At 52.8% G+C, this 13,917-nt stretch carries 13 protein-coding genes; 8 read left to right on the forward strand and 5 right to left on the reverse strand.

Going from position 1 to position 13,917, the window contains the following annotated elements:
- The first annotated feature begins 89 nt into the window (after window positions 1–89).
- A complete protein-coding gene (locus tag ABC502_RS11795; protein ID WP_345916022.1) occupies window positions 90–1,331 on the forward strand; it encodes an HlyD family efflux transporter periplasmic adaptor subunit in 1,242 nt (413 codons plus the stop codon).
- Window positions 1,331–3,427, forward strand: a complete 2,097-nt coding sequence (locus ABC502_RS11800; RefSeq protein ID WP_345916023.1) for a peptidase domain-containing ABC transporter — start codon at window positions 1,331–1,333, stop codon at window positions 3,425–3,427. The genes ABC502_RS11795 and ABC502_RS11800 overlap by 1 nt, the downstream gene beginning before the upstream one ends.
- Before the next feature lie 55 nt (window positions 3,428–3,482).
- On the opposite strand, the gene mtnK is transcribed toward ABC502_RS11800, so the two are convergent.
- Entirely contained in the window at window positions 3,483–4,691 is a 1,209-nt protein-coding gene (gene mtnK / locus ABC502_RS11805; protein WP_345916024.1) for an S-methyl-5-thioribose kinase, read from the reverse strand.
- Between the two features lie 86 nt (window positions 4,692–4,777).
- On the opposite strand from mtnK, the gene mtnA reads away from it, so the two are divergent.
- Entirely contained in the window at window positions 4,778–5,803 is a 1,026-nt protein-coding gene (gene mtnA, locus ABC502_RS11810; RefSeq protein WP_345916025.1) for an S-methyl-5-thioribose-1-phosphate isomerase, read from the forward strand.
- Between the two features lie 189 nt (window positions 5,804–5,992).
- On the opposite strand, the gene ABC502_RS11815 is transcribed toward mtnA, so the two are convergent.
- From ABC502_RS11815 to ABC502_RS11825, 3 genes are read right to left on the reverse strand one after another with little or no spacing between them, the layout of a single operon-like run.
- Window positions 5,993–6,535 carry an acireductone dioxygenase gene (locus tag ABC502_RS11815; protein WP_345916026.1) on the reverse strand — a complete coding sequence of 181 codons (543 nt, stop codon included), beginning with the start codon at window positions 6,533–6,535 and terminating at the stop codon, window positions 5,993–5,995.
- A gap of 2 nt (window positions 6,536–6,537) precedes the next feature.
- Window positions 6,538–7,212, reverse strand: coding sequence for an acireductone synthase (mtnC, locus tag ABC502_RS11820; RefSeq protein WP_330088833.1), 675 nt, complete (start codon window positions 7,210–7,212; stop codon window positions 6,538–6,540).
- A complete protein-coding gene (locus ABC502_RS11825) occupies window positions 7,209–7,850 on the reverse strand; it encodes a methylthioribulose 1-phosphate dehydratase (protein WP_330088834.1) in 642 nt (213 codons plus the stop codon). Before ABC502_RS11825 ends, mtnC begins: the two co-directional genes overlap by 4 nt.
- A 172-nt stretch (window positions 7,851–8,022) precedes the next feature.
- Between ABC502_RS11825 and ABC502_RS11830 the strand changes: the two genes are divergently transcribed.
- From ABC502_RS11830 to deoA, 5 genes are all read left to right on the forward strand, one after another.
- Window positions 8,023–9,174, forward strand: a complete 1,152-nt coding sequence (locus ABC502_RS11830) for a methionine aminotransferase (RefSeq protein ID WP_345916027.1) — start codon at window positions 8,023–8,025, stop codon at window positions 9,172–9,174.
- Window positions 9,162–9,941: an amidohydrolase gene (locus ABC502_RS11835; protein ID WP_345916028.1), complete on the forward strand. Its 780-nt coding sequence runs from the start codon at window positions 9,162–9,164 to the stop codon at window positions 9,939–9,941. The genes ABC502_RS11830 and ABC502_RS11835 overlap by 13 nt, the downstream gene beginning before the upstream one ends.
- A 2-nt stretch (window positions 9,942–9,943) precedes the next feature.
- Entirely contained in the window at window positions 9,944–10,522 is a 579-nt protein-coding gene (locus ABC502_RS11840) for a carbohydrate binding domain-containing protein (protein WP_345916029.1), read from the forward strand.
- A 92-nt stretch (window positions 10,523–10,614) separates the two neighbouring features.
- A complete protein-coding gene (gene cdd / locus ABC502_RS11845; protein ID WP_330088838.1) occupies window positions 10,615–11,049 on the forward strand; it encodes a cytidine deaminase in 435 nt (144 codons plus the stop codon).
- Between the two features lie 3 nt (window positions 11,050–11,052).
- Window positions 11,053–12,369, forward strand: coding sequence for a thymidine phosphorylase (deoA, locus tag ABC502_RS11850; protein WP_345916030.1), 1,317 nt, complete (start codon window positions 11,053–11,055; stop codon window positions 12,367–12,369).
- A gap of 59 nt (window positions 12,370–12,428) precedes the next feature.
- On the opposite strand, the gene rho is transcribed toward deoA, so the two are convergent.
- On the reverse strand, window positions 12,429–13,694 hold the full coding sequence (gene rho / locus ABC502_RS11855) for a transcription termination factor Rho (RefSeq protein WP_330088840.1): 1,266 nt from the start codon (window positions 13,692–13,694) through the stop codon (window positions 12,429–12,431).
- Window positions 13,695–13,917 lie beyond the last annotated feature (223 nt).

Consider the following 13,917-nt stretch of genomic DNA (forward strand, 5'->3'; position numbering starts at 1 on the left):
AATCAGGATCCTTAAGTGCTTTTTACAGCAGAATTCTTACCGGGGTATGTGTCAGTGATAAGCTGGAATTGTGAGGCGACAGAGCGGGTATGAAATCTCTTTTCCGTGAACAGGTCCTGACCCAGCAAAGTGCACGCATGCAAGGTGAAGTCAGTTTGGTGCAAGTGCCTGCTTTTGCCTGGCTTACTGGCTTGATCGCCTTTATTGTGGTGTGCTCGCTGATTTTCCTGCTGAGTGGCAGTTACAGCCGCAAAGCGGTGGTCTTTGGTGTATTGCAGCCACAGCAGGGAGTGATTCGGGTGCAAGCCTCTCAGTCCGGTACTGTGGAGCAATTATTGGTGCAGGAAGGCGATTGGGTGGAAGCCGGTCAACCCTTGCTGCAGCTAACCATGCAACATTTCTCCTCAGAGCATTCCGAGCTGAATGCTTCACTGCAACAGGAGCTGGCTGCTATTCTTGCCAACCTGCAGCAGCAAAAACAGCAGGAGTTAAGCCGTTTTAGCATTCGGACACAAGAAATCAATGAGCGGGTGCTGAACCTGGAGCAACAGCTTGAGCAAGTGCTGCAACAGCAAGCGACTTTTCAGCAGCGCTTAGCGTTAAATCAGCATTTGGTGGAGCAGCTTTCACAGCTATCCGGCACTGGTTTTATTTCCAATCTGGAGCTCAGCAGGCAGCAAGATACGCTGTTGTCGTTGCAGCAACAGGATCAGGTTCTGCAAGGCCAGCAACTCACCCTGCAAGAGCAGTTAAAGCAACAGCAAAGTCTGCAACAACAACTGCCGCTGGAGCACCAGGCCACGCTGGCACAACTGGATAATCAAATCTCAGAGCTGCGTAATCAACTGACACGCTTGCAGCATGAGCAAAGCAGCATGATCCGAGCGCCGAAGGCCGGTACCGTCAGTGGCATTTTGCCAAGGCCTGGCCATTTTATGAATGCGGGCAATAGTGTGTTGAGTTTATTGCCCGCAGGGGCCGAACTGGAAGCTATCGTCTATGTCCCAACCAGCGCCATTGCGTTTATTGAACCTGGCCAGGATGTCCGGTTGCGTTTTCATGCATTTCCCTATGAACGGTTTGGTGTGCATCAGGGGCAGGTGCGGGAGGTGAGCCATACCGTCCTGTTACCCGAGGAAGTGCCAGAGATGACGTTGCAGGAGCCCAGTTACCGGGTGCGGGTGCAGCTGTCTGCGCAGCAGATCCAGGCTTACAATCGTGACTTGCCACTACGGGCGGGTATGACCCTGGATGGCGATATTATCACCGAGCGTCGCAGCCTGTTGCAGTGGCTGTTTGATCCGATTTATAGCTTGAAAGGACAGTTGTAATGCAGGCCATGACCGAGAAACTGACATTCTGGCAGCGTAGTAGCCTGCCGATGGTGCACCAAACCGAAGCGGCGGAGTGCGGTCTTGCCTGTATGGCGATGGTGGCGGGTTTTCATGGTTACCAGGCCAGCCTGAATGAATTGCGGCAAAAATTCTCCCTGTCCATTGAAGGTTGTACCTTGCTCGATCTGATGAATTTTGCCGAAAAGCTGCAACTATCAAGCCGGCCACTTAGAATTGAGCTGGAGGATTTGGCAGCACTTAAGACACCTTGCATCTTGCACTGGGATTTGAATCACTTTGTGGTGTTAAAAGCAGTGCAGGCCAGGCATGTCATTATTCACGATCCGGCCATGGGGCTGCGCAAGCTGACGCTGGAAGAAGCCAGTAAACACTTTACCGGTGTAGCACTGGAGTTGTTACCAACCAATGAGTTCAAGCTTAAACCCGGTCAAAGTCGGTTGGGTTTGGCCAATTTCTGGACAAAAATTACTGGCCTGAAGCGTTCTTTGCTGTTGCTTTTTACCTTATCCATTTTGTTGCAGGTGTTTACTCTGGTTGCACCCTATTACATGCAACTGGTCATCGATGATGTGATTTTAACCAGCGATACCAGCTTGTTACTGGTACTGGCGCTTGGCTTTGCGCTGGTGCTGTTGTTTGAAGTGGCCACCAGCGCAGTGCGGGGGTTCGTATTGTTGCATTTTGGCAACTTGCTGAATATCCAGATGGCGGGTAACTTATTTCATCACTTAATCCGTTTACCGCTAAGCTATTTTGAAAAGCGCCATATGGGTGATGTGGTCTCCCGTTTTGGCTCGTTGCGCCAGGTGCGTGAGCTGTTAACTACCGGGGTTATTGAAGCTTTAATCGATGGCCTGATGGCGGTTGCGATTTTGGCTGTAATTCTTATCTACAGCCCAATGCTGAGTCTGGTCGTACTGGCGGCCGTGTTGTTGTATGCCGGCTTTCGGTTAGTGATGTATCGTTCACTGCGTGCTGTGTCTGAGCAGGAGATTCTGGCTCAGGCGAAAGAAAACTCCAACTTTATGGAGACAGTACGCGGTATCCAGACCATTAAACTCTTTGGTTCAGAAGCCAAGCGGGAAGGGTTGTGGCAGAACCATTTTATTGATGCGACCAATCAATCCATTCGCCTTGGTGTCTTCAATATTTCCTATCAGACGGTTAATCGGCTGCTGTTTGGCCTGGAGAATATTCTGGTGGTGTATCTGGCGGCGCTGCTGGTGATTGATGGTGGCTTTAGTACCGGGATGCTGTTTGCCTTTATAGCGTACAAAAGTCAGTTTATGGACAGAATGGCGCGCCTGGTAGAAAAGATGATTCAGTTCCGTATGCTCAGTCTGCACTTTGAGCGTTTGGGGGATATTGCCCTGACCGCCAAAGAGCAGGTGTATCCGGCACAGGAGCGTGAGCAGCGGGTACTGCAAGGTCGGCTGGAGCTGCGTAACATTGACTTCTCCTACAGCGATGTCACCAAGCCGGTGTTGCAGGATGTTAGCCTGGTGATTGAACCCGGTGAGTCTGTGGCTCTGGTTGGCCCTTCTGGTTGTGGTAAAACTACTCTGATGAAGGTGATGCTGGGCTTGTTGCAGCCATCAAAGGGTGAGGTGCTGGTGGATGACATACCACTGCCGCAGTTGGGGTTGGCCAATTACCGGCGCCAGATAGCTGCGGTGATGCAGGATGATCAGCTGCTATCCGGCTCCATTCGCGACAACATTGTGTTTTTTGAAGAGCAGTACGATATGCGCCGGGTCGTGGAATGCGCCCAAATGGCCGCGGTGCACCAGGACATCGAGCAGATGCCGATGGGCTACAACAGCCTGATTGGCGATATGGGCTCAGCGCTGTCTGGCGGGCAAAAACAACGTATTCTGCTGGCCCGGGCGTTGTACCGACAACCGCAAATTCTGTTTTTGGATGAGGCGACCAGTCATTTGGATACCAAAACGGAGTCCTATGTCAGCAAAGCCATTCAGCAATTGCACATCACCCGGGTGGTGATCGCTCACCGGCCAGAGACAATTGCCTCGGTAGATAGGGTGATTGAGTTAAACGCGCATCAAATATAAAAGTCATTGCTAAACAATGTTTTATATGGGCCAAAAGCAAAGGCATAACCTCTGCTTAGGCTGGAAGTTCCTGGTGCTGCACCAGCGTGAGTAGTTGCTGAATGGTGGTGAGGCTGTGTCGCTGCATAATAAGCTGCCGCCCCAGCATCAGCGCTAAACGCTCACTACGGGCACGAAGCTGCTCATTACGGATCAGCTCTAAATCCGCGACATGAGCCAGGCCAACGGTACGGCGGATCAATTCACAACCGGCATAGCCGATGCTGTCGGCCAGCACTTGTTGCAGGAAAAAGTGCTGATAGCTGCTGTTGGCAAAGCTACTTTCTTTGGTCTGGGTTTGCATCAATTGGCTAAACTCACTGGCAAAACCTTGCCAAAGTGTTTCGATTTGTTCGAGCAGATACCTATGTTGTTGCTCGAGGGCAGTAGTGTCTTCCTGCAAACCAAACTGACCGGCGTAGTTCAGCAATAAATTGCCGATCAGGCTGCCGACGTCGAAACCGATAGGGCCATAAAAACCAAACTCAGCATCGATGACTTTGCACTGTTGTGCATCAATAAAAATACTGCCGCTGTGCACATCGCCATGCAACAGGGCTTGTGGCTTGGAAAGAAAGTCCGCTTTCAGTCGTGCCACTTCGGCCTGCAAGGCCTCATCGTGCCAAAGCTCACGCGCCTGTGGCAGAATGGCCTGATGAATGTTGTTGCGCTCGTGATTGCAGTAGGGATCGGTGAAGAATAAATCTTCAGTAATCAGGCAGAGTTCCGGGTTTAAAAAGCGGGCAACCTCGGTTTTCTTCTGTAAACCATTTAGCACAAAATCACTGGTATGAAACAAGGTGTGCGCCAGATACTGCGCCATTTGGCGGGCAAGCCTGGGGAACTGTTTGCCCGCTACCAACTCGCTACGCAAAATAGTCAGTTGCCCTAAATCCTCCATCAAAATCGCTGCTTTGGCTGCATCGTAATGCAGTACTTGGACGGTATGTTCCGGGCAAATCCGACCGTGACGTAGCAATACTTCAGCCTCTATTCTGGCTCGGTCAATGGTAAGCGGCCAGCTTTCACCAACACAGCGGGCGTATGGCAGGGCTTGCTTCACAATCAGGCTTCGGCCCTGTTGGTTTTTAACCCGAAACACCAGATTCAGGTTGCCGTCACCAAATTCTTCGGCTTCAAGTTTGTCGCTGTCACGAAAAGTATCACTATGGCTGAGTGCAAACTGTCTGGCATCGTCTGCGGTAAAAGTTTGGTAGTCGCTCATGCTGGATCCGGACTTGTCAGGGCAATAGAAGAGCTGCATAATCGCAAACATTCTAGACGTCTGCAAGGCTAAATTGGGCATAAAGCATGAAAAATATAGCGGGTCTCAGCATTAAAACCGAGCAAAGCCAACTGTATATACTGGATCAAACGCAGTTGCCGCATCAGCAAAGCTGGCTGCACTGCACCGAAGTAAACCAAATGGTTACCATGATCCAGCAGTTGCAGGTGCGGGGGGCGCCGGCCATTGGCATGGCTGCTTCCTTATTGTTGGCATATCGGGCAGAGCAGGGGGATAGCCGGGAGCAACTGCTGCAAAGCGCTGAAGTGCTTCGGGCAGCCCGCCCGACAGCGGTAAATCTGATGAATAATCTGGATGCCATGGCTGCGGCCATGCTGCAGCAGGATTATGTGGGTGCCGCAGTGGCATGTGCGGAGCAGCTGTTTGCCGAGGATGTGCAATTGTGTTTGCAGATGGCTGCCCATGGTGCCGCGCTTGTGCAGCCGGGGGAGCGTTTGCTGACACATTGCAATACGGGGGGCCTGGCAACCGCAGGCGTAGGCACTGCCTTTGGGGTGATTCGGTTAGCACATCAGCAGGGGAAGCAAATTCAGCTATGGGTCGATGAAACGCGGCCCCTATTGCAGGGCGGGCGCTTAACTGCCTGGGAGTGTCAGCAGCTCGGCATCCCTTACCAGCTGATATGCGACAATATGGCGGCCATGTTGATGGCACGCGGCCAGGTCGACCGTATTTTTGTCGGGGCCGACCGCATTGCCGCCAATGGCGATTTTGCCAACAAAGTTGGCACTTACAGCCTGGCAGTGCTGGCACATTATCATCGGATCCCTTTCTATGTGGTAGCGCCGCATACCACAGTAGACCCGGGTTGTAGCGATGGCAGTCAGATCCCGATCGAGCAGCGCCCGGCGGCGGAAGTGCGCGGTGTGAGCGGTAGTTTTGGCAGCGTCTGCTGGTCACCGGAGCAGGCATCCGTTTTTAACCCTGCCTTTGATGTTACGCCAGCTAAGCTGGTGACTGGCTGGGTGCTGGACAGTGGTGTGTTTGAGCGGGCTGCTGTTGCTGCCGGCGTCTTAACGCGGCTGCGTTGAGCATAAAAAAATGCCCGGAGCAAGCTCCGGGCGAAAGACAAGGATAGACAGGGTGGAACCGCCTTTTCGGGGCGACAGGTACAGACTAAGTTGTTTCTGCTTTGCTGACAAAGGAGATAAATCCATCCGTCGAATGAGAAAAACTCAGCTATACAACCCTGTTGGTTGTCACATTGGATTGCTAAGGCCTTAAGGCAATAATGGAAAGCGACTGGCAATCTGGCTACCAGTAAAGTTAGCAACCCAGCCTTCCGGGTTATTGAATAACCGGATCGCGGTGAAGTTGGGATCGCTGCCCATATCAAACCAATGTGGGGTATTAGCCGGTACACTGATTAAATCGTTTTGCTGGCACAGCACCTGATATATATGCTCGCCCAAATGCAGACAAAACAAGCCTTCCCCGCGGACAAAAAAGCGCACCTCATCTTCACTGTGAGTATGTTCGGCCAGAAACTTTTGCCGTAAGGCCACTTTATCCGGGTGATCACTGCTTAGTGAAATCACATCTACCGTCACATAGCCGCCTTGCTGCTTAAGTCGCGCGATGTCATCGCTGTAGGCTGCCAGGATGCTGGCGTGATCGGTGCTGGCCTCGATGGGTTGATTGGCTTGCCATTGTTCAAAGCGGATCCCTTGTTGCTGCAGTTTCTCGGCAATCTCAACCAGGTTGTCGCTTTGGAATACTGGTTGAGTGGGCTCCTGGGCTGTGTAGATGGTTAAGCTGGACATAATTAGACCTCGATTTGGTTAAAATCCTGGGCAACCGGGTGCATCCCAGAGGCTTGACCGTCACGAATTAACTGGGTGGTAGCGATCCCCAACTTGCTGGCGGCATCCAGTTCGGCCACCACATCGGACAAAAACAGCACCTGGCCGGGTGGCAGTTGCAAATGTTGCAAAATAGCCGCGTAGGAGGAGATCTCCTTTTTGCCACCAATGCGGGTATCAAAGTAACCACTGAACAAGGGGGTTAAGTCGCCAAAGTCACTGTAGCGAAACAGCAGTTGCTGCGCCTCTACCGAGCCTGAGCTGTAGACAAAGAGTTGCACCCCCTTGGCTTGCCATACTTTGAGCTGCTCGGCAGCATCCGGGTACAGGTGGCCGGTAAAGTGCCCTTGTTGATACCCGAGCCGCCAGACCATGCCTTGCAGGGCTTTCAGTGGCGTGATTTTTTCATCAGCACGGATCCAGGCCTGCAATTGGGCAATAATGTCGTTCAGGCTGGCTTCCGGTTGCTTCATCAACTGGCGGACCGCCTTTAGTTGCAAGGCTACTTCGGCCTGTTCACTGCGCTGGCGGATAAAGTCCGGTAGCTGCTCTGCGGCATAGGGAAACAACACCTCGGTGACAAAGCTGATACGGGTGGTAGTGCCTTCAATGTCGGTGATCAGGGCGCGGTATTTCATAAAGATCCAGTAAGTCGAATTCGTTCCAGCTCACAGTGTATAAGAAATTCCCAGGCCTCTAAATGTCTTTTTGCTTCATCCAGATTCTGGCCCCAAACATAAAGACCATGGCCGCGAACCAGTAAGGCCGAGGCGCCTTTCACCTGTGACCAGTTGGTAGCGACCTGAGCGGCAAGGGCTGGCATGTCCTGAGTATTCTCAAAAATAATCAGGGGGCAGGGCTGGTCGTGGCTGAGCTGACCGCGAATGGCCTTTTGCATCTCGTAGCCGGTAAATGTGTGCTGTTCGGTTGGAATCAACCGGGAAAACACGGTGGCTTGTACCGAGTGAGTGTGCAACACCGCTTTTATTGAATCATCCAGTTGATAAAGCCGGGCGTGCAATGCTGTTTCTGCAGAAGGCTGACCGGCGCAAACCAGCTCGCCTTCTGCCCAACTGACTGGCAGCAGATCGTGCGGGCTGAGTTCGCCTTTATCTTTGCCGGATGCGGTGACCAGGGCACTGTGTTCAGCAGTGCGTATGGAAAAGTTACCGCCAGTAGCAGGCACCCAGTGACGGCTGGCAATCCAGCGGCCAGTAGCACACAAGGCGATCGCGTAAGGATTTAATTGTTGTACCTGCTGCGTTGTATGATTCATTAGCTTACACCCCTGAACGCCCTGACGTTTAGATGTCTATACATAAATAGGGCTGAAATGATAGCATGCCTGAGTAATTTGGCAACCAGTGCGGCTTAGTGCCGGCTTTGGCCGGTTGCAGCGAGCCTGCTGCAGGCGTTAAGGTAAGGATAGTTCACTGTCAGGATAAACTATGTACTCCAACCTCCAATCCAAACTGCCCGCAGTGGGCAGCTCGATTTTTAGTCAGATGTCGCAGTTGGCTGCTGAGCAGCAAGCGATCAACCTGTCACAGGGTTTTCCTGATTTTGGCTGTGATCCTTTCTTGCTGCAGCAACTGGCAGCATATAGCCAGCAGGGGCTGAACCAGTATGCACCCATGGCTGGGGTGTTGGTTCTGCGCCAGCAGATCGCCGCTCTGATTGCGCGTTGTTACCGGCAGCAGCTATGCCCGGAGCAACAGATCACGGTTACATCTGGTGCAACCGAGGCGCTGTTTTGTGCCATCCAGGCACTGGTTCGCCCCGGTGATGAGGTGATCGTTTTTGATCCCGCTTACGACAGTTATGCCCCGGCTGTACAGTTGGCTGGTGGCAGCACGGTGCACCTGGCTCTGAAGGCCCCTGATTTTCAGGTCGACTGGCAGCAAGTGGCGGACTCGATTACCGATAAAACCCGGCTGATTATCGTCAATAGCCCGCATAATCCAAGCAGCCAGGTTTTTACCGCGGATGACTGGCAGCAGTTGCAGCACCTGGTTTGCCAGCATGGTTTGTATTGCCTGAGCGATGAAGTCTACGAACACATGGTATTTGATCATCGGCCGCAACTCAGTGCCTTGTGCTTTCCAGACTTAGCAGCGCGCAGCCTGGTAGTCTCATCCTTTGGCAAAACCTTTCATGTCACCGGCTGGAAGCTGGGGTATTGTGTGGCGCCAGCACCGCTGATGGCGGAGTTTCGCAAAGTACATCAGTACGTCACTTTTTCCAGCTTTACTCCAGCGCAATATGCGGTAGCGACCATGCTGCAGCAGCACCCGGAGCAGGTCAGTGGTTTAGCTGCCTTTTACCAGCACAAGCGTGATTATTTTGCATCGCAACTGAGCCACAGCCGCTTGCAGTTGCTGCCTGCACAGGGGACTTATTTTCAGCTGGCCGATTACAGTGCCATCAGCGATCTATCGGATGTTGAATTTTGTCGCAGGCTTACTATCGATCACAAGATAGCAGCAATCCCGCTGAGTGTGTTTTATCAAGCACCGCCGGCCCAGCGGTTGATTCGGTTTTGTTTTGCGAAGGACGAATCTACTTTGCGCCAGGCAGCGGAGGTGTTATGCCAGCTGTAAAGGTTGCCGCAGTCCAATGCAGCCTGCATTGGCAGGATCCCAAGGCCAACCGGCAGCAGTTAGCCGGGCAAATTGCAGCTTTGAGCGGTCAGGATTTGATTGTGTTGCCGGAAATGTTTACCACCGGCTTTTCGATGGACAGTGCCGCCGTTGCCGAGCCGGCCGGTGGGGAGAGCCTGAACTGGCTGAAACAGCAGGCGGTGTTATCCGGCGCGGCACTTTGTGGCTCGGTGGCGGTGACAGAGCAGGGCAGGTACTACAACCGTTTGTACTTTGTTACACCTGAAGGGCAGTACTTTCAGTACGATAAGAAACATCTGTTTCGGATGGCGGGCGAGCATGATGCCTACCAGGCTGGTACTGATCGGGTGATTGTACCCTGGCGCGGGCTGCGTTTTTGCCTGCAAATCTGTTACGACCTGCGTTTCCCGGTATTTAGCCGAAACCGGAATGATTACGATGTGTTGATTTATGTTGCTAACTGGCCGGCACCGCGTCGCTTGGCCTGGCGCACGCTGCTGGCAGCCCGCGCCATTGAAAACCAGTGCTACGTGATTGGTTGTAACCGCATCGGCAGCGATGGCAATGGTGTTGAATACAGTGGTGATAGCTTGCTGCTCGATTATTTGGGCCAGTCGCTGGTGGATGGTGCTGATAGGGCGGCTGTGTTGGCAGCTGAGCTGGATGGAGCCGCATTGCAGCAGTTTAAAGATAAATTCCCGGCTTATCTGGATGCGGATGGGTTTGAACTAACGACGAGGAGATAAGAATGAAACATCAATGGTTAGGGTTGTTGGTATTGCTGGCGCTGCTTGGCTGCAGCGACAGGTCAGCAGTTCCTTCTGCGGTCAAGGGTGAATTGGATGCACTGGACTGGCGTTACGCCACCGATCCTCATGGCAGCAAGGCAGCTGTCGATGGTGACCTGGTGCAAGATGGTATTGCCCGCATTGCCTTTACCCGTGTCCCCCGGGTTGATGAGCAAAACAACTCCTGGGTCGAGCTGATTTATGATCTACCTTCAGGCAGCTTGGGCGGTTACAGCAGCATCTCGCTGGAATACCTCAGCAGTAGCGATCTGGTGGTGAAGTTATCGCAGCTGGAGTATGGCGAGCAAGGCGATCAGAGCTATGCGCATTATCAGACAGTGTTATCGGCGGCAACCGACTGGCGGCAAGTTACCCTGGTTCTGAGTGATTTTGAGCGTCCGGACTGGACACCTGCAACATCCATCGATCATGGCATAGTAGCAGCGCATGTGAATGCCATTTATCTGGTACCGGATTTGACCGACGACGCAGGCGGCCAGGCATCGCTCAGCATTCGTGCAATTCGTTTAACAGAGTAACACTATTTCAACCTCTGCTCTTGATCTGTGCAGGGTTTGCCGTCATAACTGTTGATCCGGGTCGGTATGGCCAGATTGAATGAGAATGACAAATGACAGCGATAACGTCTGAACTTGAGCCCCTGTATCAGGCAGCAAAAGCAGCGGCAGCACAGGCTTACGCCCCTTATAGCCAGTTTCCAGTGGGGGTCGCAGTACGCGCCATCAGTGGCCAAATCTACACGGGATGCAATGTAGAAAATGCGTCTTATGGGGGCACTGTCTGTGCCGAGCGCAACGCCATTGCCGCTGGTGTGGTGGCAGGGGTACGCCAGTTTGATGCTTTAATGGTTTATACCCCACAAGAGCAGTTAACGCCGCCCTGTGGTATATGCCGTCAGGTGATTGCCGAGTTTTTCTTGCCAGACACTATGATTTACAGCAGCAACCATAAAGAGCAGCTGCAAGGCTGGACAGTACAGCAACTGCTGCCAGAGGCCTTCACCCCTATGTATCTAGCAAACAGCACTAAAGTAGCGACGGAGTAAGGCATGCCTATCCCTCAGGAAATTATTAAAATTAAACGCGATGGCAAGGCACTCAGCCAGGCCGATATTCAGCAGTTTGCCAAAGGCTTAACCGATGGCAGTTTCAGCGACAGTCAGGCCGCCGCGCTGGCCATGGCGATTTACCTGAACGGCATGTCGGTGGATGAAAAAGTGGCGCTTACCCTGGCGATGCGTGACTCAGGTTCCTGCCTGAACTGGCAGGGCCAACTGAATGGTCCTGTGGTGGATAAACACAGCACAGGTGGTGTTGGCGATAAAGTGACTTTGATGCTGGCACCTATGGTGGCGGCCTGTGGCGTTTTTATGCCCAGCATTGCCGGCCGTGGGTTAGGCCATACCGGTGGTACAGTCGATAAACTGGAGAGTATCCCAGGTTACAGCTGCAATCAGTCGCTGAGTCGTATCCGCCAGTTGCTGCCAGAGCTGGGCTGTTTAATCGTCGGTCAGACCGATGAGCTGGCACCGGCCGATCGGCGTTTGTATGGCATTCGCGATGTCACAGCCACAGTGGAATCCATTCCGTTGATAACCGCTTCGATTTTATCAAAGAAGTTATCGGAAGGGCTGGATGCGCTGGTGATGGATGTTAAAGTTGGCAATGGTGCCATTATGGCCACAGCAGAAGATGCGCATGAATTGGCCTGCAGCATTGTGGATACCGCCTGTGGCGCAGGGGTCCCGACGGCAGCGCTGATTACCGATATGAACCAGATCCTTGGCCTTACAGCCGGTAATGCACTGGAAGTACTGGAAACCCTGGATTATCTGACGGGCAAAAAACGCGAACCGCGCTTGCATCAGCTAACACTGGCACTGGGTGCTGAGATGTTGGTGCTAACCGGAGTCGCGAAGGACAAAGCCAGCGCTGTGGATGCGTTAGAACAAAGCCTGAGCAGTGGAAAAGCTGCGGAGTACTTTGCCCGAATGGTGGCCGCACTTGGTGGGCCAACGGATTTGCTGGAGCGGCCGGCGGCTCATCTGGCACAGGCGCCGGTGGTGCTGGATGTACCGGCACCGACCAGTGGCTACCTGCGGATCAACGATACAGTGGCGCTTGGGATGGCCGTGGTACGTTTAGGTGGTGGTCGTTCGCATCCGGAGCAAAAAATCAATCCTGCGGTAGGTTTTAGTGCTATGTGTGCGGCGGGCAGTCCGATCACCCAAGGGCAGCCGCTGCTGCAGGTGCACGCAGCCAGCCGACAGGATGCTGAGCAGGCGGTGCATGAAGTATTGGCTGCTTGCACCATTGCGCCTGAGCCGGTTGACACTATGCCTTTGATCCATCAGCGTCTGGGCTAAGCAGGCAATAAAAAAGCCAGCCTGGTTGCAGGCTGGCTTGTTAGAGCTACGGAAGGCTGTTAGCTGCGCTGACGCTTCATGGACTCAAAGAACTCGTCGTTGGTCTTGGTCATGCCCAGCTTGTCGATTAAAAACTCCATGGCATCTGCCTCATCCATTGGGTTGAGAATTTTGCGCAGGATCCACATTTTCTGCAGTTCTTCCTGGGACACCATCAACTCTTCACGACGGGTACCGGAGCGATTGAAATCAATAGCCGGGAAGATCCGCTTTTCAGCAATTTTACGAGCCAGATGCAGCTCCAGGTTGCCGGTGCCTTTAAACTCTTCGTAGATGACTTCGTCCATCTTCGAGCCGGTATCCACCAGGGCAGTAGCGATAATGGTTAAGCTGCCGCCTTCTTCCACATTACGGGCGGCGCCAAAGAAACGCTTTGGTTTGTGCAGCGCATTGGCATCGACACCACCGGTCAGTACCTTGCCTGAGCTTGGGATCACGGTGTTGTAAGCCCGGGCTAAGCGGGTGATGGAATCGAGCAGAATAATAACGTCTTTTTTGTGCTCAACCAGGCGCTTGGCTTTTTCAATCACCATCTCAGCGACCTGCACGTGGCGGCTGGCAGGTTCATCGAAGGTAGAGGCAATCACTTCGCCTTTGACCAGTCGCTGCATTTCCGTGACCTCTTCCGGCCGCTCGTCAATCAACAGCACCATCAGCACACATTCCGGGTGGTTGGCGGCGATGGACTGAGCGATGTTTTGCAGCAGCAGGGTTTTACCGGCTTTGGGTGGCGCCACAATCAAACCACGCTGGCCCCGGCCGATGGGGGAAGCCAAATCCAGTACCCGGGCCGTGATGTCTTCAGTACTGCCGTTGCCACGCTCCATTCGCAGGCGGTCATTGGCATGCAGCGGGGTTAAGTTTTCAAACAGGATCTTATTGCGGGCGTGTTCGGGTTTACCAAAGTTTACTTCGCTGACTTTCAGCAGGGCAAAATAGCGCTCACCTTCTTTCGGCGGCCGGATCAGCCCATCGATGGTGTCACCGGTACGTAAATTGAAGCGACGAATTTGGCTGGGGGATACATAGATATCGTCCGGGCCTGCCAGATAGGAGCTGTCGCCAGAGCGCAAGAAGCCGAAGCCATCCTGCAGAATCTCCAGTACGCCACCGCCGTAGATTTCTTCACCTTTTTTGGCATGGGACTTTAAAATGGCAAAGATAATGTCCTGCTTGCGCAGACGAGCCATGCTGTCTAAGCCCATGGACTCGGCTAATTCCACCAGTTCATTGATTGGCTTACTTTTTAATTCTGTTAAATGCATAGTTGATGGGTTCTAGTTGATCTAAATAAGGGTTGTTAGCTTATCAGCGGGTTTGAAAAGGTTTGGAGTTGGTCTACTCGACAGACAAGCGTGGTCATGGGTGTTGTACTGCTGGTAACAATAGCAGGAGATACTGCAGGCGTCTATATTTTATCATGAAAAAATTGCATAAAAAGTCAGCAGCATTGCAGTTCAGCTAAGTAAACTGCAATGCATGGCTGAG

This window comes from Alkalimonas sp. NCh-2, assembly GCF_039631345.1.
Taxonomy (GTDB): Bacteria; Pseudomonadota; Gammaproteobacteria; order Enterobacterales; family Alteromonadaceae; genus Alkalimonas; species Alkalimonas mucilaginosa.